A 25,403-nucleotide genomic window follows, 5' to 3' on the forward strand; every position below is an offset into this window, starting at 1 on the left:
GTCAGGCATATTTATCGGGTAATTTGACCGGGTCAATCGCTCGGGATAGCGTTGTCAGAAATCACCTTATTTAGAGAGATGTCGATGTCCGCTGCGCCGCCTGCTTTCGTCCGGCTTGATGGCGCCCACACCAGTCTGGTGATCGATTGTCGCGGCGGAGCGCCGGTCGTGCTGCATTGGGGCGCGCGGTTGGCGGACGATGCCGATCTGGCCATGCTCGCGGTGCTGAGCCAGCGCGAGGAAGCACCATGCTCGCCTGCGCAGACACCAGCGCTTGCGCTCACCCCGCTGCTCGGCGCGGGGTTTCCGGGGCGCCCCGGCCTAGCGTGCCACCGCGACGGGCAGGGCTGGGCAACCTGGACGGAAATCGTCGCGGTACGGCGCAGCGACGGCAGCGTCGAGATCGACTCGCGTGACGCCGCGAACGGCGTCACGCTGCGCCATGCGCTGACGCTCGCGCCGGACGGGGACGTGCTACGCGCGCGCACTACGGTGATCAATGACGGCGATGCCGTACTGGCATTGGAGGCATGCGATGCGCCGACGCTGCCCGTACCGGCGGCGGTATCCGACTGGCTATTGTTCGAGGGGCGCTGGGCGGGCGAGTTCCAGCTGCGGCGCGTGGCGCGGGCGATGGGCGCGGTGTCGCGCGAGAACCGCCGCGGCCGGACCAGCCACGACGCCTATCCCGCGCTCCTCGCCCAAGTGGGGCCCTGCGGCGAGCAGGTGGGCGAGGTGTTCGGCTTCCACCTTGCCTGGAGCGGTAACCACCGGCTCTGGGCCGAGACATTGTCCGATGGCCGTGCCTATGTGCAATTCGGCGAGCTGCTGTTCCCGGGGGAAATGCGCCTCGCGCCCGGCGCGGCCTATCACAGCCCCGAGCTCGTCTGCGCCTGGTCCGACCGCGGGCGCAGCGGCGTGTCGCAGGCGTTTCACGCGCATGTCCGCGCCCGCCCGCAGCATGCGCGGCTACGCGCGAAACCACGGCCGGTGCATTACAATACATGGGAGGCGGTCTATTTCGATCATGATCCGGCCAGGCTGATGCAGCTCGCCGATCAGGCCGCGGCGATCGGCGTCGAGCGTTTCGTGCTCGACGATGGCTGGTTTCTCGGGCGGCGCAGCGATCGCGCCGGGCTGGGCGACTGGACGGTCGATCACACCGTCTACCCCGACGGGTTGGGGCCGCTGATCGCGCATGTGCGGGGGCTGGGCATGGAATTCGGCCTGTGGGTCGAGCCCGAAATGGTCAATCCCGACAGCGATCTGTACCGCGCGCACCCCGAATGGGTGCTGGCGACACCGCCCGCGCCGCAGCTCGATTTCCGCCACCAATTGGTGCTCGATTTCGGCCGTCCCGCAGTGCGCGACCACCTTTTTGCCGCGATCGATGCGCTGCTGCGCGAGCATCCGATCGCCTATCTCAAATGGGACATGAACCGCGACCTCAGCCATCCCGGCGGCGCCGATGGGCGGGCGGGGGCGCATGCCCATGTGCTCGGGCTGTACGACGTGCTCGCGCGCCTTCGCGCCGCGCATCCGGCGGTCGAGATCGAAAGTTGTGCGAGCGGCGGCGGGCGAGCCGATCTCGGCATCCTCGATCTCACCGACCGAGTGTGGACGTCGGATAGCAACGATGCGCTCGATCGGCTGGCGATCCAACGCGGCCTGTCGACGTTCCTGCCGGCCGAGCTGATGGGCGCGCATGTCGGCCCGGCGGATTGCCATATCACCGGGCGGCGCGTGTCGATGGCGACGCGCGTGGCAACCGCGTTGTTCGGCCATTTCGGCGTGGAGGCCGATCTCGGCGCGCTCGACGACGCGGACCGCGCCCAGCTCAGCGAAGGAATCGCGCTGTATAAACGCCACCGCGCCTTGATCCATGCGGGCGATCTCGTCCGGCTCGATCGCGGCGAAAGCGAGATCGCGTTCGGCATCGTTGCCGCGGACCGCACCGAGGCGCTGTTCAGCTATACCCAGCTGACCGAACCGCGCGGCTATTACGCCGATCCGTTACGGCTGGCGGGGCTCGATCCCCAATCGAGCTACCGCGTGCAGCTGGTCTGGCCGCGCCCACCGCTGGGCGGCAAGCCGCTATTCACCGCATTAAGCGACGGGGCGATCGTTTCGGGGCAATCGTTGATGGCGATAGGCTTGCAGCCGCCGCGGTTACACCCGCAGGCGGCGTTCGTGCTACATCTGGAGCGCGTTTAGACGCCGAGGTGGTCAAAAGCCGCTAAACCGGCGGCGGGGACAGGCGGCGGTCCGATCGTAAAGCACCCGGTCACGCTCGGTCGAGCGGTACCGTCAGGTCGATCCGCCAGAAGCATGTCGGTGCGCCCTCCACGCCGAAGTCATTGTCGTTGACGAGCAGGAGCGTGCGCTCGTCGAGCAGCGTGACCCCCTCCAGATCGGGGCCGATTTGAGGATGGTCGTCGGTCGAGAAAAGCAGCTGCTTGTCAAGCACGGGGAGCTCGAGCGCATCATCGGCGCTCAGCTCCTCGATCGTCGGGCGGGTGGTGCCATCGCTCCAGATCGGTGCGAGCGCGCGCTCCGGATCGAGCGCGACCAGGTAGAGCTTGCTGGTCGCCGAGATCCGCTCGAGCGTCACCAGCGTGTTGCCGTCAATCATGGTCACGTCGCACAGCTTGACGTCGGCACGATCGACATCGCCAAGCACGCTGTCGCGTTTGAAGCTTTTCGGCTTGTCGAGCCGGTAGAGGTGTTCGGCCAGCAGGGCGCCGGTCGCGCTGTCCAGCGTCCACAGCCGAACGTGACGCGCGTGACGGCCGGCGTGCTCGCCCGGATGGGCCAGCGGGCTTTGAAACGCGACATGCAGGCGGCGGCCGTCGGCGGAAAGCGCCAGGCCTTCAAAGCCGCGATTGAGCCGCCGGCGCGCGGCCAGCGGCGGCAGCGCACCGATGATGGGATAGGTCGCGCCAGCGAACAGCGCTTCGGTGCCGGCGGGCACCCACCGCGCGCGGACGGCGCCGTCTGGGTCGAGCTGTAGCAGGGACGGGCCATATTCTTCGGCGACCCAAAAGCCGCCATCCGGCGTGGCTGCGATCCCTTCGGTATCGGCGCCGCCTGGATCGGGTGGCAGGATCGCGCCGTCCAGGCCGAGCGCCGGCTCGGCGGCCCGCGCATCGCTGCCGGCGGGCGGCAAGCCGGACAGCGGCGTGCCGGCAGAGTCGCGGAGCGCCAGCGTCCGGCAGACGGTTATGCGGTCCTGGCCGACATGGAGCTCGACGATCGCTGGCCCGACCGCCGGGCACGGCATCAGCTTGGCGCCGGCTGTGTCGGCATGGCCCGCAAGATGATCGAGCCCGTAGCGGTCGATCGCCAGCGGCAGCTTCAAATTCGGTCCCCGGTCACCGACCGCCCAGACGATGCCGTCCGGATCGCCGATCCGTCGCGTTAGCCCCGATCCCAGGCCACGCGTGACGCGCAGTCGGCCACCCGGAAGCTCGAGGCAGGCGAGCTCCTCGTCATGATAGGCCAGTTGGGTGACATGATCGTGCGACATCGTGGCGCCATAGCATGGCGGGCAACGCCCGTAACATCACGCATGTGCGCCGCCCCTTAAAACCTCCAATCCAATGGCGACCGGGGGGGCGTCTGTGTCCCTTATCAGGGTTCGGGCTATTCCAGACTGTTGCCAGCATGGATCGAGCATTCCCGACGAGTGGAGATCGCCGATGTATCGGGCTGCCCCCCCTGGCGGCCGGTGCCTTATGGCGCGACAGGGTGTTCATGACGGCGTCGCTGGGCGAGATTGCGGTTAGTGGGACGCGGCCGCCCGACATCTCCTGATCCGGTGCAACTTCTACCAACAGGGAGTCGTTAGTAGGCGGGCGGCCAACTTTGGCCTTTTTTTCATGAGGCGTCGGGGTTGTATATTCTATCGATAGTGCTCGGGGGCTGCCTGAAGGGGGCACCGGTGGACTTTGGCCTGACCGAGGATACTGGCGGGCACATCACCTATGCCTTGGGCGCGGCGCAGGCGTTGACGGTACGAGACGACGTAACGCGGGTCGAGATCGTCACGCGGCTGATCGATGATCCCTCACTCGGCGCGGCCTACGCCGTGCCGCTGGAGCGTATTTCGGATAAATTGACGATCCGGCGCATCAATACCGGCAATTGTGCCTATCTTTCGAAGGAAGCAAACGCCGCCGACCGCCCGGCTTTCGCCGCCGCGCTGATCGAGTATCTCGCGCAAGAAGAGCAGTTGCCCGATGTCATCCACGCGCATTTCGCCGACGCTGCCCAGGTGGCGCGGATGGTACGCGAGCGGTTCGGCATTCCCTTCGTTTATACCGCGCATTCGCTTGGCATCGAGAAGGTCGGGGCCACGACGGCGCCGGCCGCGATGACCCGGCGCATCGACGATGAAGATTGCGCGATCGGCGCGGCCGACCTGATCATCGCCTCGTCGCGCGACGAAGCCGAGCGGCAGCTGATGCTATATCCGTCGGCCTGTCCTTCGAAAATCCATTGTATCCCGCCGGGGGCGACGCTCGCCCATGACGGCGCGATCGATCTCGATCGCGCCCGCGGCTTGATCGCCCCGTTCCTGCGCGATCCCCACAAGCCGATCATTCTCGCCATCGCGCGGCCGGTGGCCAAGAAGAACCTTGCCGGTCTGGTCCAGATGTACGGCGCCGACGCCGATCTGCGCGCGCGGGCCAATCTGGTCATCGTCGCCGGGCTGCGCGAGGGGCCGGACAGCGGCGAGGCCGAGCAAAATGCGGTGATCGGCGCCCTGTTGTCGGAAATGGATAGGCACGATCTGTACGGCCAACTGGCAATCCCCAAACGGCACAGCCAGGCCGACATAGCGGCGTTATACGCGCTGACCAAAGCGAGCGGCGGGGTGTTCGTCAATCCGGCGCTGACCGAACCCTATGGACTGACCTTGACCGAGGCTGCCATTCACGGCGTACCGGTCGTGGCGACCTGCCATGGCGGGCCGGTCGACATCATCGCCACGTTGCGGCACGGCCGGGTCGCCGATCCCCGCGATCCGACCGCCTTCGTCGCGGCGATCCGTGCACTGCTGACCGACAAAGTCGAATGGGCGCGCGCCTCCGCCGAGGGTGCCATTCGCAGCAAGGCGCTCGACTGGCACGGCTATGCCGCGCGCTTCGTCGCGCTCGTGCGCACGTTAAAAGCCCCGGTCGAACCCGCGATGCGCCCACACAAACTGCTGCTTTGCGATATCGACAACACCTTGACCGGCTGCACCTCTGGCGCGGAGGGGATGGCGGCGTTCCTTGCCACCCAGCCGAGCCTTGCCTTTGGCGTCGCGACCGGGCGCTCGCTGCAGGAAGCCGAACGCTTGTTGCGGGAATGGCGGCAGCCGGCGCCACGCGTGTTGATCACGTCCGTCGGGAGCGAAATCTATTGGCGTACCGGCGCGCGGCTGACGTGCGATGTGGACTTTGCCACGTGGATCGACCTGGATTGGCAGCCCGACGCGTTCGACGATCGCGTCGCAGCGATTCCGGGGGTCCGGCGCCAGCCACCGGTCGAACAACGCCGCCACAAGCGCAGCTATTTCGTCGAAGATCCGGCGGCGATCATGGCCGTGCGGCAGGCCGTGGCGGATTTGCCCGTCCGGGTGATCCACAGCCACGGCCAATTGCTCGACATCCTGCCACAGCGTGCCGGCAAAGGCGCGGCGATGACGTGGGTCGCCGAGCGGCTCGGGATCGCGCCAAACGACGTCTATGCGGCCGGTGACAGCGGTAACGATCTCGACATGCTGAGTGCCGTGCGCAACGGCATCGTGGTCGCCAATCACAGCGCCGAGCTCACCCAATTGCTTGGGCGCCCGAGCATCTATCTGTCCCGCCAGCCCCATGCCGCCGGTGTGGTGGAAGGCATGCGCGCCTTTGCGCTGAAGGAGGCTGCGTGACTCGACCGATCGGCTATTTCGTCCATCATCAGGGGCGCGGTCATGCCGAGCGAGCGGCGGCGATCGTCAATGCGCTGCCGGCGACCCGCCCCGTGACGTTGTTTTGCGCGCGCGACGATATCTTACCGCGGCTTGGGCCGCAGGTCGAAATTTGTCGCATTCCGTCGCTGTTTGAGGCCCCGGCGGATGCTGCCCCCGCGCTCGCCAATGCCCGCACCCCGTCCACGTTGCATTGCGCGCCGCTTGGCTGGGCGAGCATCACGCACGCCGTCGCGGTGATCGTGACCTGGTTCGATACGGCGCGGCCGGCCTTGTTCGTTACCGACGTTTCGGCCGAACTGGCGCAATTGGCGCGGATTGCGTCGGTGCCGTGCGTGAGCGTGTTGCAGCATGGCCAGCGCGACGACCCCGGCCATATGGCGGCCTATGAATCCGCCATCGGGATTCTGGCACCGTATGCGCCGGTGCTCGAACAGCCGGGCCGCCCGGCGTGGATGACGGCCAAGACGCATTACGCTCCGGGGCTGGGGATCGATGCCACGCCGCGCGACCGGCTGGAAGCACGGGCAATGCTGGGCCTTGCGCCCGACGCACAAATCGTCGTGGTCGTGGCCGGCGGGGGCGGCTCCGGAACGCCGGGAACGCCGCTGACGCTTGGCGCGCGCGCGGAACCCGACACGGTCTGGCTGACGATCGGCGCGGTCGAGCGCGATTGGCATGCGACCGAGCCGGGCAATCTCCACCATCGCGGCTGGGTCGATTGCCCCGACCTCTATATCGCCGCGGCCGATCGCATTGTCTCCTCGGCCGGCAACACCACGGTGCATATGATCGCAGCGGCGGGGCGGCCATGGATCGTCGTGCCGGAATGGCGCTATTTTGACGAGCAGCTGTGGAAGGCGCGGATGCTGGCGCAAGCCGGCGCTGCCGTGACGCTCGACCATTGGCCGGCGCATGGCGCCGCCTGGGCGGATGCCTGGCGCAAGGCGGAAGCGCTCGATCTGGCCCGCCAACGCGAGTTGGTCGATCCGGCGGCGGCCATCGCCGCGGCGGCGTGGCTGGAGGCACAAGCCGAAGCCGCTTGGGCGTCGCCGGCACTCGAAACATTGATCACCGCAGAAGCTACGGAAACCATGTCGGCATGACGATTTCAGTTTGTACCTTGGCCGGCGGACGCGCCGAGCATCTGCATAATCTCGTGCTCGGGCTGAACGCACAGGACGTCCCGCCCGACGAACTGATCATCGCCGTGATGCAGCCAGAGCGCTATGTTCTGCCCGATACCGACTTTCCGGTGCGGCAGGTAATGGTCGACGCCGCCGGTATCCCGCTCGCCGCGGCGCGCAATATGGCCGCCCGTGCGGCGTCGGGCGACGTGCTGATCTTCATCGACGTCGATTGCATTCCCGATCCGGCCTATGTCGCCGACTATGCCCGGTTATTGGCGGCGATGGACGTGCTGTTGATGGGCGAGGTGCTGTATTTGCCGGTGGGCGCCACCGCGGACGGCATCGACATTGCGCGTTTCGCGCAGATCGGGGTCAAGCATAGCGAACGCGCGGGGCCACCCGCAGGGCCGATCGGCGATTGCTCTGATTATCGCTGTTTTTGGTCGCTCAATTTCGCCATGCGGCGCGCGACGTTCCTTGGCATCGGCGGGTTCGACGAACGCTATATCGGCTATGGCGGAGAGGATACCGATTTCGGCCGCATGGTGGTCGATGCCGGCATACCGATCCATTGGTGCCGCGGCGCGCGCGTTTATCATCAGCATCACCCGCACCATATGCCGCCGGTCCATCACATCGACAGCGTGATCGCCAATGCCGCCGCCTTCCGCGACAAATGGGGCCATTTCACCATGGAGCATTGGCTCCGCGCCTTTACCCTGATGGGTCTGGTGCGGTTGCAGAACGGCGAGCATGTCCGCCTGCGCGCGGTCACCGAGGACGATCTTGCGCTCACCCGCCAGCAGTCCGACCAGCCTTATGCCAGTACGGCCACGGTGCTCGCGTTGCTCGAAGCGCGGCCGGCAATCGCGGCGGCGTAAGCGGCCTCGTAGCCGCTGAGCATCGCGTCGATCGAGAAACGCTCGGCGATGCGTTTGCGGCACAGCGCGCGCGGCACCAGCAGGGCGTGTCGGATCGCGGCCGCCAGATCGGCGGGGTCGGCGGTCGCGAGTGCGCCGCCATCGCCGACGACGTCGCGCATCGCGCCACGGTCGATCGCTGCAACCGGCACGCCGCACGCCATCGCCTCGGCCGCGACCAGCCCGAACGGCTCGTCCCACATCGGGGTGGACAACAGCACCGACGCCGCCCCGAGTGCGTCGACCAGTGCGTCGCCGCCGAGATGGCCGTGATAGATGCAGTCCTCCCCGAGAAGCGGCGCGAGATGATCGCCAAAATAGGTCTGGCAGTCGATCGGCCCATAGATGTCGAGCGGAAGGCCAGCGGCGCGGGCCGCGAGCGCGGCGACATGCGTGCCCTTGTTCGGTGTGATTCGCCCGCACCAGGCCGCGCGGCCATTGCCCGTCGCGTGGTAGCGCCAGCGTGCCACGTCGATACCGTTATGCACGACCGACGCTGTCGCCGGCGCCGCTTCCCACCAACTCGCAAGATGGCTGCGCGAGGTTGCGGTTTGTCGCAACCACGGCGCGGCCGTGTCGCGTACCGCATCGGCCAGCCCGGCAAAGGGCGGCACGTGCAGCGATGTCACCATCGGCTGGGCATCGCGCAATGCCCAATGGTGCAATGTCGGATGCATAGCGTTGTTGTGCACGATATCGAAGTCGCCCGCTACGACCCCCTCCCAGGCGCGGCCAAACGCGGCGTCTTGGAACGCGGTCAGCTTGGTCGTTCCGTGCCACAGCGCCCAGGGGAGCACCGCTTCGTAATGCCGCTCGGCCACCGCGCTGAGCGGGAGTGTCGCATCGCTGTCCGCGCTGGCGAACAGCGTCACGTCATGGCCGCGCTGGACCAACGCTTGGGTCAATTGGTGGCAATGCGCTTCCATGCCGCCCATGAAGGGCGCGGCGATGGGATGCCGAAGATGCGCGACGATGGCGATGCGCAACGGCGTGAAACTGGAAGAACGGGCGTCAGGCATTCGCCACCCTAGCGTGCTCGCTGATCGGGACAAAGCGAATGGGGCGCCGCGCGCATCACCGCCCCCAGCCTATCGCTATAATGTCGTCCAAAAGCCCTTAAGCTCTGGAACGCGCGTGCGGTTCAAGGATTGTCCTGAAGCATGCCTATCGCACCCGATCTTCGCCATATCGCCGTGGCATTGCCAGCGAAGAACGAGGAGCAGGATTTGCCCGCTTGTCTTGCTGCGCTCGACATTGCCGCCATGCACCACAATGGGCCGGTGACTCTGGTCGTGCTGGCCAATGATTGTAGCGACGCCACCGTTTCGGTCTTGCGCAAGACGCGGCTACGATACGCGAGGTTGCGGTGGCACGCGGTGTCGATGCTGCCCGGCGCGCGCCATGCGGGATGGGCGCGGCGGCTTGCCTTTGACGCGGCCGTCGCAACGCTGCCGCACGATACCGATATCCTTGCATCGACCGATGCGGACACGTGCGTCGCGCCGGACTGGATCGTCCGCACGGTCGCGCATTTCGATGCCGGCTGCGATGCCGTGGCAGGCCGGGCGCTGACCCGCCGGATCGACCGTGCCGCGCTCGGCGTCGCGGCAGCGCGGCGGCTGAACCTGCTGGGCCGCTATTACACCGCGCTCGATTGGCTGCGCGCGGATCTCGCGCCGATACGCGATGAGCCTTGGCCGCGTCATTTCTACGAAGGCGGGGCGAGCATCGCGCTGACCCGCGGCCTGTACCACCGGATCGGTGGCGCGCCGACGCCGCCAGTGGCTGAGGACCGTGCGCTGTTTGCCGCGGTGCGGCGTGCGGGCGCGTTGGTGCGGCACCCGCTCGACGTGCGCGTGTTCACCTCGAGCCGCATCGAGGGCCGCGCGCCCGGCGGCATGGCGGATGCCTTTGCCTGCTGGATCGCGCAGGCCGAAGATGCCCCGCTGCATGAGACATACGCCTTCCCGATGGCGCTCGACCCGGCAAGCGCCGCCGGGCGGGATCGGCTCAGCTTCGCGACCTTGCCCGCCGCGATCGCGACAGCGGGGGCGATGATCCGCGCACGTCGCTCAGCAGCGGCGCCACAGGTCGAGCCGATACTCGTCCCGGCGATCCTCGAGCGCGACCGTGATGGCAGCCCCGAGCAGGACGCGGAGCTCGCCGACCGCCGTGTCGCCTGATTTGGGATAATCGGTCTCGCCGGTCCAGTGGACGAGCAGCACATATCCCCCGGCCGGCACCACGTCCTGCAGATAGGCCGCCAGCGCCGCCAGATCGGCGCTGTCCCAATAGTAGATCACCTCGGAGAGAAGCACGAGATCGAAGCACCCCGGCGGCGCCTCGGCGGGGAGATGCCGGCGCTCGAGCGTCACCTGCGGCAGAGCGGCACAGCGCCGCCGCGCGGCCGCAAGCGCGGTTTCCGAGACATCGACGCCGAGCAAGCGGCCGCAGCGCGGCGCCAGGCGCTCGGTCAGCACGCCGTTCGCGCAGCCGACCTCCAGGACAGTGTCGAAGCGGGGCGCGGGCAGGCTGGCCAGCGTGTGATCATATTTGGCGCGCTCATAGGCGCTCGTTTCGAACGACCAGGGATCGCCCTGTTCCCGGTACAGGGCCTCGAACCAGTCCGGCTCTATCGAACGGTCACGTCGCATGACGGGGCTCCAGCAAGAGTAGATGAGGTAGGTCGACGAGCCGGCGCATCGCCCGGGGCAAGACGAAGGACTCGCGCGCTCCGGAGATGCGCCCGCCGAGTTGCGTGCGATGGCAGGCGAGCGCGCGGCGCTGATGGCCTTGCCAGCGCGCCGTCGGCATGGCCCGCACGCGCATGTCGGCAACACGCGCATCCAGCGCCGGTAAGGTCCAGCCCCATACCAGATAGAAGCTTGGGACCACCCGCAGGCGGCGCGCGACTTCGCTGGCCACGATAGCGGTCGCCGCATGATCGCAATGCGGATCGCCTTCCCAGCTTGCCACCACGTTGCGGATCCGCTCGCGTCGGCACAGCGCCACCAACTGGCGCACGGTTCGCTCGAAGGCGCGCGATTGCGCGGGATAAGGGACACCATCGCGCCAGCCAAGCGCGACCGGGGCGGTGCGCAGGCCGAGCAGCCGCAGTGCGGCGCCTGCTTCCTGTGCGCGAAGCCCGGCGATCCGCGTTGCGGGCCAGTTTGGTGCATCGATATGGCTTGCCGCGCCATCGGTCAGGAACGCGACTCGGAGCCGCGCGCCTGCGTGGCTCAGCGCAGCGATGAGTCCGCCGGCGCCCAGCGTCTCGTCGTCCGGATGCGGCGCCAGGATGAGCCAGGCACCGGCGCGCGCCGCCGCCGCCGGCGCCAGCGGCCGCGCGCGGTGCAGCAAATCGCGGCGGCTTGCCCAGCCGGGCGTCACCACCATCGATCATCGCCCCAGCGATCCGCCTCGAGCCACGCGCCGACGGCACGGTCGCGCGCCTGATCGGGTACGGGCTGGCGCAGGTACAGGCCGAGATCGCGGGTGATGCGGTCGACGCGACTGCCGTCGAAGAATGCGGCCGTGCCGATGCCGCGCGCGGCCCCTTCCATCGCCGCGAGGCCCGCTTCCTCGACCACGCCGCGCGTCATCAACACATGCGCGATCGCATCGGGATGCCCGGCCTCGGCAAGCTTGGCGGCCTGGCTGACCCAGAGCGTCGCCGAGCGCGCCGCGACCATCGCTGCCCCGATGCGCGCGCGCTGGACCGGGTCGCCATCCTTGCCGCTGGTCACGAGATGGTCGCGCCAGTGCCGCACCAGCGCCTCGACCGCGCCGAGCTGGACCGCTGCAAAGCGCCATGCGCCGGCGGAGAAGCGCGGTTCTTGCTCGTAATCATTGGGGCCACCGATCACCGCTTCCGGGCCGACGATCATGTCGGTGAAGTCGAAGCGGCCGCTTTGCGTGCCGCGCATGCCGCGCACCCGCCATCCGGCATTATCCACCCGGGCGGTCATGCCAGCGATATCAACCAGTACGAGTTGCTTGGCGCCATCGGGGCGGCGCGCGGTAATCAGCGCGCGATCGATATGCCCGGCGCCGGTCGCAAAGCTCTTGCCCCCACCAAGGCGCCACGTGTCCGCCTTGGTCGGCAGGTTCATCGGCTCCAGGGTCATCGGGGCCGGTTCGGTGTTCCATACGCCGAAGATTTTGTGATCGGCGAGATCCTGAACGAGCGTCCGCCGTTGCCCGGCATCGCCATAGGCGTGCACCAATTGCGCCGCATTGACATGGCCCTCGTATATCCGGCCGAGGCTCAGATCGGCGCCGCCGATCAGACGCAAAACCGTAACGAGAGCGTCGACGGACGCGATGCTGTCGAGGACGACGAAGCTGGCCGTCGCGCCCGCTGCAGCCAACATCGCGATGCGATCCGCAGGATAGGTCTCCTGGCCGTTCTCGCGGTCCCACGCCTGCGTCAACGCCCTGACCCGATCGACAAGGGTCGGAACCGCCGGGCTGTCAGTGTGCATCAACAATGAGGTTTCTCCATGATGTCGTGCAGCAGCGCTCTGGCGTCGCGCTTGTTCCGCACCAGCGTCCCTAATCCACGGGAATGCTGGCTGTCAGCTTCTGACGGATGCCGTCATGCGCGCTTTGGCGAGCTGTAAAGATACCTCGGCGCGAAATCCACGTCCGCACGTTGCCAGAGCAATGCGCAAACCGTAACCGATCAATGGTTGAGTGTTGACCATCCCGGGGAGGCAGTTGGCCGCCCCGCCGATTGGGATAGATGATGTCGAATTCTGGTCTCGAGGCCATATTTCTGGCGAACCGGGATAAGCTGCTCCGATTCATCGGCGGGCTGGGGGCGGGGAATGATGCCGAAGACGTGCTGCACGAATTGTGGCTGCGTGCGTCGAGCACCGACACCGGCCCGATCGCCGCGCCGCTTTCCTATCTCTATCGGGCGGCGCACAACCTGATGCTCGACCGGCATCGAAGCGTTGCGCGCGCGCGGCTGCGTGATCGCGCCTGGAGCGAGGTGAATGCCGGCGCCGGCGAGGTCTCGGAGGAGCCCGATGCCGAGCGCCTGTTGATCGCCCGGCAGCAGGCGCGGATAGCGCAGGCCGCGTTGACTAGGGTTGGAGAGCGTGCGGCACTGATTTTCCGCCGGCATCGCATCGATGGCGTCGAGCAGCGCGCGATCGCGGCCGAACTGGGGATCAGCCTGAGTACGGTCGAAGCCGATCTGCGCAAGACTTACGCGGCGATGATTGCGCTGAAGCAGGATTTTGATGAGGGTTTGAGCGCACCGACTCCGTCATCGAAAGTGGGAGGCTATGATGCCGAAGCTGATGACTGACGCGGATGCGACCGTGCTCGACTGGATCGTGCGCGTCGGCGATCCCGCGTTCGATGACTGGGAAGCATTTCAGGCCTGGCTGGAGGCCGATCCCGGACACGCCCTGCGCTATCACGCATTGTCGGCGGAGGTCGATGACATGGTGACGGCGAGCGCTGCGGCGCCGGCGGCTATTGCGCCCCGGATCGCCGTGCCGATCCAACCAGCGCGGGCGCGCCGCCCGCGTCGGCCGCTCTGGATCGGCGGCGCGTTGGCGGCGTCGCTGGCCTTGACGGTTGGCTATGTGACATTGCGCGAGACGCACGAGCCTTATGTCGTCGAGACCGCGCCGGGCGCACTGCGGACCGTGGCACTGGCCGATGGCAGCAGGATTACGCTGGCCGGCGCGACGCGGGTGGTGCTCGATCGGCGCGATGCGCGCATCGCTGCGCTCGATCATGGCCAAGCGCTGTTTCAGGTGCGCCACGATGCCAGCGACCCGTTCGAAGTAACGGTCGGCGGGCAGAAGCTGGTGGATATCGGCACGGTGTTTGAGGTCAAGCGTCGCCTCACGGAGACGCGGATTGCGGTGTCGGAAGGTGCGGTCGATTTCGGCGCGCATGACGGGATCGTGCGGCTGGTGGCGGGGCAGGGGCTGGTGGCGCGCGATGGCGCGGCTGCGGTATCGGGCCGCGTCGATCCTGCCTCGGTCGGCGCGTGGCGCCGCGGTACGCTAGCCTATGACGGAGTGCCGGTGAGCGAGGTGGCGGCGGATCTGTCGCGCAGCCTGGGGATCAGCGTCACCGCTGACCTTTCTGTCGCCGCGCGGCCATTTTATGGCACGATCGTGATTGCCGAGATCAAGCGCGACCCGAGCAGGATGGCAGCCGTGCTCGATCTGACCGCGCGCCGTAACGGCACGGCCTGGGCGCTAACGGCCAAACCGTGATCGGCCGATCGACCATCATGGCGGCGGCGATGCTCGGCATGGCCAGCCCGGCCTGGACGCAGGAAAGGCCGATCGACCTGCCCGCTGGCCGTCTGGGCGATGCCGTGCTGGCGCTCGGCCGGCAGGCGGGGACAACCATCGTGGTCAGCGATGCCAGGCTATGGGCGCGCTTGGTCCCGGCGGTACGCGGGCGGCTGTCGGTGGCGCAGGCGCTGGCGCGACTGGCGGAGGTTGCGCATGCCGATGTGCGCCGGGCCGGGCCGGGCTGGCGGCTGGTGCCGCGGGCCAGGCGGCCATCGCCGCCTCCGGCGCTAGTGCGCTCGATGCCGATGCCGCCAGTGCCGGCCGAGGAAGCGCAACAGCCATTGGTCGGCCCCGACATCGTCGTCACGGCGAGCAAGCGCGATGTGCCCGCGCGCGATTTTGCCGGCCAGGCGGCGATCCTCAGTGGCGCCGATCTGGCGTTGGGCCAGGCGGGCGGGACCGACGCGATCCTGGCGCGGCTGGCCAGCGTACCCTCGACCCATCTCGGCACCGGGCGCAACAAACTGTTCATCCGAGGCATCGCCGATTCAAGCTTTACCGGGCCCACGCAGACGACGGTCGGGCAATATTTCGGCGATTTGCGGCTGAGCTACAATGCGCCGGATCCCGATCTCCGCCTGTATGACATCGCCTCGGTAGAGGTGCTCGAGGGGCCGCAAGGCACTTTATACGGCGCCGGCTCGCTCGGCGGGATCATCCGCACGGTGCCCAACGCGCCGCAATTAGGCGTCGCCGCGGGTACGCTGTCGCTGGGCGCTTCGGCAACGCAGCATGGCGATCCGGGCGCTGACCTGGGGGCGATGCTCAATGTGCCGCTGGCGGGCGGCCGGCTTGCGTTGCGCGTGGTGGGTTACGGCGTGTCCGAGGGCGGCTATATCGACAATCCGCTCAGTGGGCGCGACGATATCAATCGCACGCGGATCGGCGGCGGGCGGGCGACGCTGCGGCTCGATGCCGGCAACGGCTGGACCGTCGATCTGGGCGGGATCGGGCAATGGACGCGCGGCGACGACAGCCAATATGCCGATCGCGATGCGCCGCCGCTGACGCGCGCCAGCGCGGTCCAGCAGGGCTTTCAAGCCGATTACCGGCTGGGCGAACTGATCGTGTCGGGCCCGATCGGCGATCTGCGCTTCAAATCCTCGACCGGGATCATCCGCCAGGCGTTGCGCGAACGCTATGACGCCACCATCAGGGGCGAATCGCCCCGCGTGTTCGCGCAGCAGAACGACACCGCCCTGATCACCAGCGAGACAAGGCTGTGGCGGCCAATGCAAGACCGGCTCGGCTGGGTAATCGGTGCCAGTTTCACGCATAATCGCACCCGGCTGTCGCGCACGTTGGGGCCGGACGATGCGCCGGTGCCGGTGACCGGCGTGACCAACCGGATCGACGAGGTGACGTTGTACGGCGAAGCCAGCCTGGTGGTGACGCCCGGGCTGACCGCAACTGCCGGGCTGCGTGCCACTCGCGCCGACCTGTCCGGCATTGGCGAGGACGTTGCGGCGGCGGTGATCCTCGCCAAGGCGCAGATCGTCGCCGATCGCCGCGAGACAAGCATCCTGCCTTCCGCCTCGCTGATCGCCGCGTTGAATTCCAAAATGTCGGTCTATGCCCGCTATCAACAGGGCTTCCGGCCAGGCGGTCTCGCGATCGAGGCGGATTTCGTACGACGTTTTCGCAACGATCGGGTGCGCGCGATCGAGGCTGGCATGCGCTACGGGCTGGCTGGGGTGGACAGCATATACCTCTCGGCCAGCGCCTCGCACACGCGCTGGCAGGACATCCAGGCCGACTTTATCGACGGTACCGGGCTGCCGAGCACCGAAAATATCGGCGACGGGCGGATCTGGACGCTGAGCGCCACGGCCGGATGGCGGCCGGCCGCGGGGCTGACGGTCGATCTCGGCTTCACCTACAATGACAGCCGGGTAACCGATCCCAGCGCAGCGTTCGCCGAGGCGCTCAGGGCTGCCGACCAAGTGCGTCTCCAGGCCTTAAGCCGCTCCACGGCAGTGCCCAATATCGCTCGCTTGGCCGGGCGGATCGGTGTCGATTACCGGACACCGATCGCGCGTACGCTGGACCTGCGCCTCGATGGCTGGGCGCGCTATGTCGGGCGCTCGCGGCTCGGCATCGGCCCCGTCCTGGGTGCCGCGCAAGGTGACTATCTGGATAGCGCGCTGACCGCGCGGATCGGGCGGGGGGAGCTTGGGGTCACCCTGGGTGTGACCAATTTGTTCGACAGCGTCGGCAATCGCTTCGCGTTGGGCACGCCATTCCTGATCGACGGTGGACAGATAACGCCGCAACGCCCGCGGACGCTGCGCTTGGGGTTCGACATCGCGTTCTAGCGCCGACTGGCGTTCGGCGCGTCGCGCGGCGCATTTTTCCGGGCGTTGTTGCCAAGGCTGGGCGCACGCCGTGCCGTCCTCAGGCTGGACGGGATGATGCTTCGGCCGATTCCCGCAGACCCTGGTCGCGAGATGATTGTAGATGGCTGAAGATTTTGCGCTGACGGGCGCGTCGCCGGATTCGGAGATGGGATCGTGGAGCGGGAAGGTCGTGCCGCTCGGCGCGCCGCGCGGGCCCAATGCGAGACGGCTGGCCACGGCATTCGACGAACCGGCGCTCGGGCCGATCGAATTGTCGGTGATCGTGCCGACCTATAACGAGCGCAATAATCTCGACGAACTGGTCGCGCAGCTCGATCAGGCATTGCCCGGCATTCGCTGGGAAGTGATCGTCGTCGATGACAATTCTCCCGATGGCACGGCCGATCATGCGCGGCGCCTGCACGGTCGCAATGCGCGGGTGCGCGTGATCCAGCGGATCGGGCGGCGCGGTTTGGCCTCGGCCTGTATCGAGGGCATGCTGGCGTCGAGTGCGCCCTATCTCGCGGTAATGGACGGCGATTTGCAGCACGATCCCCGCGTGCTGCCGGCCATGCTCGATATCCTACGCGGCGCGCAGACCGATTTGGTGGCGGCAAGCCGCTACATGGCCGGCGGGTCGATCGGCGAATGGGGGCAGGGGCGGGCAGCGACCAGTCAGGTTGCGACGCGGGTGGCTCGGGCGCTGACCCCGGTCGATCTCAGTGACCCGATGAGCGGCTTCTTCGCCATCCGGCGCGAAGTGATCGATCGCTGGGCGCCGTCCTTGTCGGGCATCGGCTTCAAGATTCTGCTCGATCTCGCCATGACCGCCGGACCCGGTTTGCGCATTCGCGAAGTGCCGCTGCGCTTCGCGTGTCGGCAGGAGGGGGCGAGCAAACTCTCCGCCGCGGTGGCGTGGGACTATGCCATGATGATCGCCGACAAGCTGATCGGGCAGATCGTGCCGGTGCGGCTTCTGGCGTTCCTGCTGGTCGGCGGCGCCGCGACATTGGTACACTTCGCCGCCATGGCGGTGCTGATCGGGTTGGGCGGCGCGGTGATCGTCGCGCAGGCGATCGCCACCGCGCTGGCCCTGCTGACGATCTACGCGATCGACAATCTGGTGGCGCACAAGCCCCGCCCGCGGCGCGGCCTGCACTGGCTAAGCGGGCTGATCGGATTTGCCGCGGTCTCGGCCGTGGGCGCCGTGGCGAGTGTCGGCGCGGCGGTATTGCTGTCGGCCAGCGGGTTCGCCTGGCCGGTCGGTGCGGCGTTGGGTGCGGCGATCCTGCTGGTGTGGAATTACGGCGCAGCGGCGCACTATTCGTGGCGCGCAGCATGAGCGTGATGTTTCCCCCGCCACAGATATGGGGGCAGGTGGCACCGGTGCCATCGGTGTGGGGCCGCGTGCTGAGCCGGCCGCTGGTCGGGCAATTCCTGATCGCCATGATCTGCGCCTTTGCCCTGCGCGGCTGGCAGTTCGGCAATCCGGCGATCCAGATCGACGAGCAATTCTACCTCGTCACCGCCGAGCGCATGCTCCACGGCGCGGTGCCCTTCGTCGACATCTGGGACCGCAAGCCGGTCGGCATCTTCCTGCTATACGCCGCGATCCGGATGTTCGGCGGCGAGGGGATCGTGCAATATCAGATCGCCGCCACGCTGTTCGCGGGCCTCACCGCGTTCCTCATCGCCACGATGGCGCTGCGCTTCGCCAACGCCCGCGGCGCGGCGCTCGCCGGGTGCGCCTATCTTGCCTGGCTGCTGGTGTTCGAGGGATCTGGCGGACAGACGCCGGTGTTCTACAACGCCTTCGTGGCGGGCGCCGCATGGCTGGTCCTGCACGCCACGGCGCCGGAGATGGCGCGCCCCAAACTGCTTGCGCTGGGCGGGGCGGCGATGCTGCTCGTCGGCATCGCGTTGCAGATCAAATATTCGGTGGTGTTCGAAGGCCTGTTCTTCGGTTGTGCCTTGCTGTGGCGCTGGCCGCGCGATGCTGCCGGCGTGCGAACAGTGCCGCTCGCGGCGGCCGTGTGGATCGGCTGCGCGCTATTGCCGACGCTGGCGACGTGGAGCTGGTATGCCGCGCACGGGTATAACGAGGCATTCGTCTATGCCAATTTCCTGTCGATCTTCGATCGTGCCGGCTGGTCGATCGGCACGCTGGTCGAGCGACTGGCCAAGATCGCCGGACTGGCCTTCCCGCTGATCTTGTGCGCCTGGCTGGAAGCGGTGACGGTGCGCGCGGACGACGGCGACCAGGCACGGCGCACCCGCCGCTTCGCGCTTGCCTGGCTTGGCGCGGCGGTCGGCGGCGTGCTCGTGTTCGGCACCTATTTCGAGCATTACTTCCTGCCCGTGCTGGTGCCGCTGTCGTTGGTCTGCGCGGCCATGCTCGGCGATCGCACGGCGGGGATCGCCGTGTCGGTCGGTGGCCGCGTGCGGCTGATGCCCTTCGCCGCATTCGTGGCGGTGACGGCGGGCGTCTGCTTTGCCCTGGCAGTGCCCAAGCAATTGAAGAGCCGAGGCACGCGCGCCGATATTACAGCGCTGGCCGAGGCGATCGACCGGGTTCGCACCGGATGCATGCTGGTGTTCGACGGCGAACCGATCCTGTATCACCTGACCGACGCCTGCATGGTGACGTCACGCATTTTCCCCAATCACCTTAACGATGCGACCGAGGCCGGGGCGACCGGCATCGACATTCAGGCCGAACTGCACCGTATCCTGACGGTCGAGCGGCCCGACATCATCGTCGCTTCGGACCGCCCCGATTCGCATTACAATAAGGCGACGTTGCGCCAGTTACGGATCGCCATCGGGCGCGATTACCGACAGGTCTACCACCGCAGGATCGGTTACCGTGAGCGGCTCATCTACAAACGGTTGGCCGCCGCGCGTTAGCCGGCGGGGCGTGCCCGGCGGCGGGCCATCTCGGCTTATGATCGCCGACACTGTTCGCAGCACATCGGTGCGCTTGCCGTGCGGCTGTCCGGGACGAGGCCGGTTCGAACGCGAATGGCGTGTATGACGTTTTAGGGCTGGCCTGGCAGGCCGATCGACGGGCCATGCGCGTCGCCTGCCGTGTGTTGGATCCGGACCGAGTGCGAGATGAACAGCGCGGGAATTTGGGGGGACGGCCGCGTTGCAATCCCCCCAGGCACCGGACGGTTCGTCAGAAGCCCTTGCGCAACGTGACGAAGAACTGGCGCGGGGCACCGGCGAGCAGGGTCTGGTTGTCGCCACTTTTGCCGAAGCCGTTCGAGCCGATCGTCGACACATAGTCGAGATCGGTCAGGTTGGTGACGCTGCCTTCAATGCCGAAGCCGCTCATGAAGCCTTCGCCGCGGAAGGTGTAGCCGATCGTCGCGTCGACCAGCACGCGGCCCTTGACCGACTCGTCGTTAAGGTAGGTGAAGTAGCGCTTCGACATGTAATTGGCGCCGACACGGGCAAGGAATTGGCCGTCATCATAGACGGCCTCGCCCTTGACCATATGCTCGGGATTGTCGGGCACGGTCTTGCCCTTGGTCGCGGTGTCGATCTTGCCGATGCTGCCGACCGCAGTGCTGATGACGTTGTCGCGATATTCTGCCTTGCCGTAGGAATAGGAAGCGAACAGCGAGACGGCGGGCATCGGCTTGTAGATCGCGGTTGCTTCGACGCCGTAATTGCGCACCGAGCCCACGTTCTGCAACGTGGTCGGGTTGCCGGCGCCGCCGGTGCCGTTGGCAAGCGATAACAGGCGGTTGGAGAAATCGACATAGTAGCCGGCCAGCGAGGCTTGGAAGCCGTTTGAGCGAACCCGGCCGCCGAGCTCGTAGCTGGTCGAGCGTTCCGGTTTCAGCGTGTTGCGGATCAGGTCGAGCCCTTCCTGCGTCGTGGCGAACGGCGAGCCACCGACTGCTGCGGAAGTGAAGGCGCGCATGTTCTGCGTGTACGTGGCGAACAATTCAGCCCCCTGACCAAGGTGGAACAGCGCGCCGGCCTGCGGCAGGAACCAGTCCTTGGCCTGAATCTCACCCGCGGCAAGCAGGCCGACGATGCGCGTCGCCTTGTTCTTGACCTGCAGGCCCTTCCAGCCGCCGGACAGCGTCAGGTCGCGGAGCGTGAGCTTATCGGAAACGTAGTACATCATCGTCTCGGTGTTGAACTTTACGTCGAACTGCGTAGCGAACGGATTCTTCTTGAATTCCAGCGTGGGGAGCGAGGCGGTTGCCTGGTTGGCGAGGCCGTAGAAGCGGCGGGCGTTCTGGAAATCATTCGATTCGTACCAGCCGCCGATCTCGAGATGGTTGGGGCCGGTATCGACCGCGACATGGCCGAGCACGCCGCCGCGGTGGATGTCATACTCGGTGGTGCGTACCGACAAGGACGAGCCGCCCGGAGTCGGGGTGTACGGCAGGTACCACAGACCCTGGCCGTGATTTTCGTGATAATAACCGGTTAAAACGAGTGAGACGCTGTCGGTCAGGCGGCTGTCGACCGTGAGCCCAGCGAGATAATCGCGGCGCAGGCCGGCGGCGTCGTAATAGGCATCGTCGACCGTGGCATAGGGGCCCGGCAGCGGCAGACCGGCCTGATAGGCCGTGGCGATCGCTTGAGCGAGCGCGAAATTGTTGGAGATATTGTCTAGGTTGTAGCCGTATTTTTTGATCAGCCCGAGGCTAAGATCCTGGTAATCCTGCTCGCGGCGATCGGAGAAATTGAAGAAGCCGGTGATCGAGCCCTTGGCACCCAGATCCTGCACGATCTTGGCGTTGACCTGGTGCTGGCGCTGCTCGCCAAAGCCCTTCCACTTGTCGGTCTTGAGATAGCCGTAGCTGAGATAGCCCTTGAGCCCTTGACCGGTGATGTCGCCGCTCTCCAGCCGGACGAAGCCGCGATAGGTCTCGTCGCTGCCATAGGTGCCCGAGGCGACGATATCGAATTTATCGGACGGCTTAAGCGAGGTGAACTCGATCGTGCCGCCGAGGTTGCTGCTCGATGCGGTGCCGAGCGCGCCGGCGCCCTGTGCGACCGAGGCGGCACCGAGATTCTCCGAGATGATCGCGCGGCTGACGTGCAGCCCGTTGGCGTTCCCGTAGCTCATGTCGCCGAGCGGGATGCCGTCGAGTGTGAAGCCCAACTGATTCTGGTTGAACCCGCGCAAGGTGATGCGCGACGACCATTCGTACGCGCCGAACGCGTCTGCGGCCTGATAGTTGACACCGGGCAGTTTGCCGATTGCCTTGATCGGCGTGGTGCCGGGGGTCAGCCGATTGATTTCGATATTGCCGATCGTCTGCACCTGGCGCGCCTGCCCAAAGCCGAGCACGACGATATCGGCGCCTACTTCGGTCTGGTCAGCGTCCGGCGCGGCTACGGTCGTGTCAGCGGCGACCTGCGCGTCCGCGGCGCCTTGGCTTTGCGCCAGCGCGGCGGTTGACGTGCAGGCAAGCAGCGTGGAACCCACAAGCATGTGCAGACGAACGGACATTGATGATACTCCCTGGGCGGGCCGCTATCCGGCCTCGACCGTCGCCTGATCCATTGACGTTGCAACGTGATGACGAAGCGAGGGCAACCAAAAGTCGGTGGCGTTACCAAACGAATAATTACGGGTAATGTCGTTTCAATTGCAATTAAACGTCCGCAGCGATTGGATGAAATCTAGTGGCCCACGCGCCTGCATTAGCCGGTTCAACTGGGTATGACTGATCTGCGTAGATACTTCAAAATTGGCGAACTGCTGGCCGACCGCTTTTGTCTTATTATCCAATCAGGTTGCGGGGGTGTGCATCATGCGGTGCTAGCTGTAATTGAGTAGCCAACACACCGTCGTGGATTTGCTAAAGGCCGCGCGCGACGACCGCCTCGGACGCCTCTCGGATGACGGCGATGCGCTGGATTGAAATTCGATCAGCGCTGACGGCCTTGAAAAGTTGCGACCTGTTGGGGGCGATGGCCATCCAAACAATCGTTCTTGGCGCGTTTTGCCGACTGGAATCCATTGACCTGCGCTGCGCTGTTGTGCGACTTGGCGGGGTCGGTTTCGCAGGACACTGTAAAGCGGGCTATGAACATGGGCGGATTTGCCGCTAAGTGTTTGAAATGCGGGTGTAGCTCAATGGTAGAGCAGAAGCTTCCCAAGCTTACGACGAGGGTTCGATTCCCTTCACCCGCTCCATTTTTCGATCTCAGGACATCCCCTACGGCTTTGTAAATCGCAGAAATCTGCGGTATTTTCGGCGTTGTCCGGCTCACTGGATCGCGTAAGATTTCAGGAAAGCTCCCGACAGTGGGGGCCACTTCGCGAGAAAAGCGTGCCGAAAAACGCCCGTGGCCCCCAACGTGGGGGCCACGCCTCGGGAAGGGCTCCACTATGCCTTTGACAGATATAGCTATTCGCAAGGCCAAGATGCGCGAGAAGGCCTACAAGCTTTGCGACATGCAAGGCCTGTTTGTCCTCGTCCAACCATCAGGCGGTAAGCTCTGGCGGATGAAGTACCGCGTGGGCGGTGTTGAGAAGAAGCTCGGCCTGGGCACATACCCACAGGTCAGCTTGCGCGATGCCCGCAAGAAGCGAGACGAGGCTCGCGATCTCTTGGCCGAAGGCAAGGACCCAGGCCTGGAGAAGCTGCGCGAGAAGCTCCGGGCCGGGGCGCTGGCGGAGAACACCTTCACCAGCATCGCCAACGAATATTGCCGGAAGCGGCGACGCGATGGCGACCGTGCCTGGGCCCCCTCCACCGCCGCGCGCTGCGAACATCTCCTGAGCCTGCTCGACAATTCCATCGGGAAAATGCCAATCCATGAGATCGAGCCGATAGATGCTCTTGCCGCGATCCGGAAGATCGAGAAGCGAGGCAAGCTGGAAAGTGCGCGGCGAACCTTGCAACTTGCTGGCGCCGTGTTCCGCTATGCCGTTGCCACCGCCCGATTGAAGTCCGATCCCACCAGGGACCTGCGCGGCGCGCTAATGACGCCGACTGTCACCCACTATGGCGCAGTCACCGAGGCCGAGGAAGTTGGCAAGCTGCTGAGGGCCATCGACGACTATGAGGGCCAGGGCATGACCAAATGGGCGCTGCAACTGGCCCCGCACGTGTTCGTGCGCCCGGGCGAATTACGCCACGCGCGATGGGACGAGATCGACATGGATGCCGCCGTGTGGACGATCCCCGCCGAGAAGATGAAGATGCGCAAGCCGCATCACGTCCCGCTCACGACGCAGTCTATCGACATCCTGCTGGAGATCCGTTCGATCACCGGGGCCAACGGCTATGTCTTCCCGTCGATGAGGTCGCGCGTGCGGCCGATGTCGGACAATACTCTCAACGCCGCGCTCCGCCGTTTGGGCTATGCCAGCAACGAAATGACGGCCCACGGCTTTCGGGCCATGGCGAGCACCCTGCTCAATGAATCCGGCAAGTGGTCCTACGACGCGATTGAACGCGCGCTGGCGCATGGGGACACCGACAAGGTACGCGCGGCCTATCATCGCGGCACCCATTGGAAGGAGCGCGTAGCCATGGCGCAGTGGTGGTCAAACCTGCTCGACAGCCTACGCGGTGGGGCCACACTTCTTCCTTTACCCGAGCGATGACGGGCTGACCGCCTTTATGCACCTCGACCAACGGGCTTGCCCGCGATCGGCTGGTGCTGGCCGGCAGCCGACCGACGGGTTTTGGGCGCTGACCGGGCAATAGCTGCCATCGCGTGATCACCGATCCGCATGACCTTGCTTAAAGCCGCCGGGCGGGAAGCGCCCAAATCTTGTCATAGCAGGGCGGTAGATCCGCCCCCCATAAGCTGCCGTCCAACTCACGATGTTGCCTCGCATGCAGCAGACAATCATAATCGGCCATGGACATGGAAAATATAGCGATCCGTCTAACGCACCTGCCAAGCGCGGAAGATCGCGCGGCTGTTCTAGAGGTTCTTCGGCAGTTTACGCGTGAAAGCGTGCCCACCCTCGACAATCAGGATTTCGGTGCGCTGGTAGCTGATCCCGATAACCGGATCGTTGGCGGGTTGGTTGGGTCCTCACGTTGGGGCGGCTTCCACATAGAAATGATCGCCTTGCCTGCCATTTTGCGCGGGCGAGGTCTCGGTTCGAAACTTCTGGTGCTGGCCGAAGAGGAGGCTCGCCGTCGTGAGTGTTCCCATATGCTGCTCGACACGCAGGCTTTCCAAGCAAAGCCATTTTACGAGCGGCACGGATTCAACGTTTTTGGGCAGCTCAACGGGCCTCCACCCTACTATCCCCGCTTCTTCATGCAGAAGGCGCTACTTTGACGTCCGCGAACGCCCCCCGATTTCCCGAGAGCCGCCTGGCAGCTATCCACCATCTATCGCCGTTCACGATGGGCCAAGGCGCTCAGTTGCGGACATTGACGGGCCTTCAAAAGATCGACAGCGTGACGGTATGAAGCGCCGCATCCTCTTCGCTGTTGTCGTCGCTGTGCTGGTTGGCCTTTCTGCCGGTTGGGCAACTCGCGGCTTTGTCTCGAGTGACCGTTGCTTGGATCGCGGCGGGGCTTGGGACGGCGATTTAGACGCTTGCAGGTTCCAGATCGGGAACGGCAGCTAACCACCCAGGTAGCGCCGTACGGACCGGCGATAGATGGTGGAGGCTGTGTGGAAACGCGCTGATATGCTATGATCATGGTCTGATTTGGGAGGCCGGTGATGGGGCGTTTCATCGAAGGTTGCGATCGGCGGCAGCAGCTTTTCCTGCCTGA

At 66.1% G+C, this 25,403-nt stretch carries 18 protein-coding genes and 1 tRNA gene; 13 read left to right on the forward strand and 6 right to left on the reverse strand.

Annotation, left to right across the window (positions count from 1 at the left end; all coding sequences use genetic code 11):
- Positions 1-84 precede the first annotated feature (84 nt).
- Positions 85-2,214, forward strand: coding sequence for an alpha-galactosidase (locus U1739_RS15640; RefSeq protein WP_332709499.1), 2,130 nt, complete (start codon positions 85-87; stop codon positions 2,212-2,214).
- A gap of 70 nt (positions 2,215-2,284) precedes the next feature.
- Here U1739_RS15640 and U1739_RS15645 read toward each other — a convergent pair whose 3' ends face one another.
- Positions 2,285-3,526 (reverse strand): esterase-like activity of phytase family protein, encoded by a 1,242-nt coding sequence (locus tag U1739_RS15645; protein WP_332709500.1) that lies wholly within the window; start codon positions 3,524-3,526, stop codon positions 2,285-2,287.
- A 414-nt stretch (positions 3,527-3,940) separates the two neighbouring features.
- Between U1739_RS15645 and U1739_RS15650 the strand changes: the two genes are divergently transcribed.
- Genes U1739_RS15650 through U1739_RS15660 form a run of 3 tightly spaced genes read left to right on the forward strand, consistent with a single transcriptional unit; the run spans position 3,941 to position 7,970 of the window.
- Positions 3,941-5,920 carry an HAD-IIB family hydrolase gene (locus U1739_RS15650; RefSeq protein WP_332709501.1) on the forward strand — a complete coding sequence of 660 codons (1,980 nt, stop codon included), beginning with the start codon at positions 3,941-3,943 and terminating at the stop codon, positions 5,918-5,920.
- A complete protein-coding gene (locus U1739_RS15655) occupies positions 5,917-7,065 on the forward strand; it encodes a glycosyltransferase (protein WP_332709502.1) in 1,149 nt (382 codons plus the stop codon). The genes U1739_RS15650 and U1739_RS15655 overlap by 4 nt, the downstream gene beginning before the upstream one ends.
- Positions 7,062-7,970: a galactosyltransferase-related protein gene (locus tag U1739_RS15660; RefSeq protein ID WP_332709503.1), complete on the forward strand. Its 909-nt coding sequence runs from the start codon at positions 7,062-7,064 to the stop codon at positions 7,968-7,970. The genes U1739_RS15655 and U1739_RS15660 overlap by 4 nt, the downstream gene beginning before the upstream one ends.
- On the opposite strand, the gene U1739_RS15665 is transcribed toward U1739_RS15660, so the two are convergent.
- Complete coding sequence (locus U1739_RS15665) at positions 7,907-9,028, reverse strand: glycosyltransferase (protein WP_332709504.1); 1,122 nt, start codon at positions 9,026-9,028, stop codon at positions 7,907-7,909. The two genes, U1739_RS15660 and U1739_RS15665, sit on opposite strands and share 64 nt — an antisense overlap.
- A gap of 141 nt (positions 9,029-9,169) precedes the next feature.
- Between U1739_RS15665 and U1739_RS15670 the strand changes: the two genes are divergently transcribed.
- Positions 9,170-10,192 carry a glycosyltransferase family 2 protein gene (locus U1739_RS15670; RefSeq protein ID WP_332709505.1) on the forward strand — a complete coding sequence of 341 codons (1,023 nt, stop codon included), beginning with the start codon at positions 9,170-9,172 and terminating at the stop codon, positions 10,190-10,192.
- Here U1739_RS15670 and U1739_RS15675 read toward each other — a convergent pair.
- The 3 genes from U1739_RS15675 to U1739_RS15685 are packed head-to-tail and all read right to left on the reverse strand — an operon-like array spanning position 10,082 to position 12,493.
- Positions 10,082-10,663: an SAM-dependent methyltransferase gene (locus tag U1739_RS15675; protein WP_332709506.1), complete on the reverse strand. Its 582-nt coding sequence runs from the start codon at positions 10,661-10,663 to the stop codon at positions 10,082-10,084. The two genes, U1739_RS15670 and U1739_RS15675, sit on opposite strands and share 111 nt — an antisense overlap.
- The gene (locus U1739_RS15680; protein WP_332709507.1) at positions 10,653-11,405 is read right to left on the reverse strand and encodes a PIG-L deacetylase family protein; all 753 of its coding nucleotides are present in this window, start codon (positions 11,403-11,405) and stop codon (positions 10,653-10,655) included. Before U1739_RS15680 ends, U1739_RS15675 begins: the two co-directional genes overlap by 11 nt.
- On the reverse strand, positions 11,396-12,493 hold the full coding sequence (locus U1739_RS15685) for an acyl-CoA dehydrogenase family protein (RefSeq protein ID WP_332709529.1): 1,098 nt from the start codon (positions 12,491-12,493) through the stop codon (positions 11,396-11,398). Before U1739_RS15685 ends, U1739_RS15680 begins: the two co-directional genes overlap by 10 nt.
- Before the next feature lie 263 nt (positions 12,494-12,756).
- Between U1739_RS15685 and U1739_RS15690 the strand changes: the two genes are divergently transcribed.
- The 5 genes from U1739_RS15690 to U1739_RS15710 all read left to right on the forward strand — a co-directional run bounded on the left by U1739_RS15690 (position 12,757) and on the right by U1739_RS15710 (position 19,581).
- Positions 12,757-13,326, forward strand: coding sequence for an RNA polymerase sigma factor (locus tag U1739_RS15690; RefSeq protein ID WP_332709508.1), 570 nt, complete (start codon positions 12,757-12,759; stop codon positions 13,324-13,326).
- Complete coding sequence (locus U1739_RS15695; protein ID WP_332709509.1) at positions 13,307-14,254, forward strand: FecR family protein; 948 nt, start codon at positions 13,307-13,309, stop codon at positions 14,252-14,254. The genes U1739_RS15690 and U1739_RS15695 overlap by 20 nt, the downstream gene beginning before the upstream one ends.
- The gene (locus U1739_RS15700; RefSeq protein ID WP_332709510.1) at positions 14,251-16,653 is read left to right on the forward strand and encodes a TonB-dependent receptor; all 2,403 of its coding nucleotides are present in this window, start codon (positions 14,251-14,253) and stop codon (positions 16,651-16,653) included. Before U1739_RS15695 ends, U1739_RS15700 begins: the two co-directional genes overlap by 4 nt.
- A gap of 142 nt (positions 16,654-16,795) precedes the next feature.
- Entirely contained in the window at positions 16,796-18,016 is a 1,221-nt protein-coding gene (locus tag U1739_RS15705) for a glycosyltransferase (protein WP_332709511.1), read from the forward strand.
- Positions 18,013-19,581, forward strand: a complete 1,569-nt coding sequence (locus tag U1739_RS15710; protein ID WP_332709512.1) for an ArnT family glycosyltransferase — start codon at positions 18,013-18,015, stop codon at positions 19,579-19,581. Before U1739_RS15705 ends, U1739_RS15710 begins: the two co-directional genes overlap by 4 nt.
- 271 nt (positions 19,582-19,852) lie before the next feature.
- Here U1739_RS15710 and U1739_RS15715 read toward each other — a convergent pair whose 3' ends face one another.
- Entirely contained in the window at positions 19,853-22,156 is a 2,304-nt protein-coding gene (locus tag U1739_RS15715; protein ID WP_332709513.1) for a TonB-dependent receptor domain-containing protein, read from the reverse strand.
- Between the two features lie 616 nt (positions 22,157-22,772).
- On the opposite strand from U1739_RS15715, the gene U1739_RS15720 reads away from it, so the two are divergent.
- The 3 genes from U1739_RS15720 (at position 22,773) to U1739_RS15730 (ending at position 24,957) form a co-directional block, all read left to right on the forward strand.
- A tRNA-Gly gene (locus U1739_RS15720) sits at positions 22,773-22,846 on the forward strand.
- 195 nt (positions 22,847-23,041) lie between these two features.
- Complete coding sequence (locus U1739_RS15725; protein ID WP_332709514.1) at positions 23,042-24,265, forward strand: tyrosine-type recombinase/integrase; 1,224 nt, start codon at positions 23,042-23,044, stop codon at positions 24,263-24,265.
- A gap of 260 nt (positions 24,266-24,525) precedes the next feature.
- On the forward strand, positions 24,526-24,957 hold the full coding sequence (locus U1739_RS15730; protein WP_332709515.1) for a GNAT family N-acetyltransferase: 432 nt from the start codon (positions 24,526-24,528) through the stop codon (positions 24,955-24,957).
- The last annotated feature ends 446 nt before the right edge of the window (positions 24,958-25,403 follow it).

The sequence above is a fragment of the Parasphingomonas puruogangriensis genome (assembly GCF_036663635.1).
Taxonomy (GTDB): Bacteria; Pseudomonadota; Alphaproteobacteria; order Sphingomonadales; family Sphingomonadaceae; genus Sphingomonas.

Coding starts and splice junctions, on each gene's coding strand:
- U1739_RS15640 (WP_332709499.1), top strand. CDS start 85: ATGTCCGCTGCGCCGCCTGCTTTCGTCCGGCTTGATGGCGCCCACACC.
- U1739_RS15645 (WP_332709500.1), bottom strand. CDS start 3,526: ATGTCGCACGATCATGTCACCCAACTGGCCTATCATGACGAGGAGCTC.
- U1739_RS15660 (WP_332709503.1), top strand. CDS start 7,062: ATGACGATTTCAGTTTGTACCTTGGCCGGCGGACGCGCCGAGCATCTG.
- U1739_RS15665 (WP_332709504.1), bottom strand. CDS start 9,028: ATGCCTGACGCCCGTTCTTCCAGTTTCACGCCGTTGCGCATCGCCATC.
- U1739_RS15670 (WP_332709505.1), top strand. CDS start 9,170: ATGCCTATCGCACCCGATCTTCGCCATATCGCCGTGGCATTGCCAGCG.
- U1739_RS15675 (WP_332709506.1), bottom strand. CDS start 10,663: ATGCGACGTGACCGTTCGATAGAGCCGGACTGGTTCGAGGCCCTGTAC.
- U1739_RS15680 (WP_332709507.1), bottom strand. CDS start 11,405: ATGGTGGTGACGCCCGGCTGGGCAAGCCGCCGCGATTTGCTGCACCGC.
- U1739_RS15685 (WP_332709529.1), bottom strand. CDS start 12,493: ATGCACACTGACAGCCCGGCGGTTCCGACCCTTGTCGATCGGGTCAGG.
- U1739_RS15690 (WP_332709508.1), top strand. CDS start 12,757: ATGTCGAATTCTGGTCTCGAGGCCATATTTCTGGCGAACCGGGATAAG.
- U1739_RS15695 (WP_332709509.1), top strand. CDS start 13,307: ATGCCGAAGCTGATGACTGACGCGGATGCGACCGTGCTCGACTGGATC.
- U1739_RS15705 (WP_332709511.1), top strand. CDS start 16,796: ATGGCTGAAGATTTTGCGCTGACGGGCGCGTCGCCGGATTCGGAGATG.
- U1739_RS15710 (WP_332709512.1), top strand. CDS start 18,013: ATGAGCGTGATGTTTCCCCCGCCACAGATATGGGGGCAGGTGGCACCG.
- U1739_RS15715 (WP_332709513.1), bottom strand. CDS start 22,156: ATGTCCGTTCGTCTGCACATGCTTGTGGGTTCCACGCTGCTTGCCTGC.
- U1739_RS15725 (WP_332709514.1), top strand. CDS start 23,042: ATGCCTTTGACAGATATAGCTATTCGCAAGGCCAAGATGCGCGAGAAG.
- U1739_RS15730 (WP_332709515.1), top strand. CDS start 24,526: ATGGACATGGAAAATATAGCGATCCGTCTAACGCACCTGCCAAGCGCG.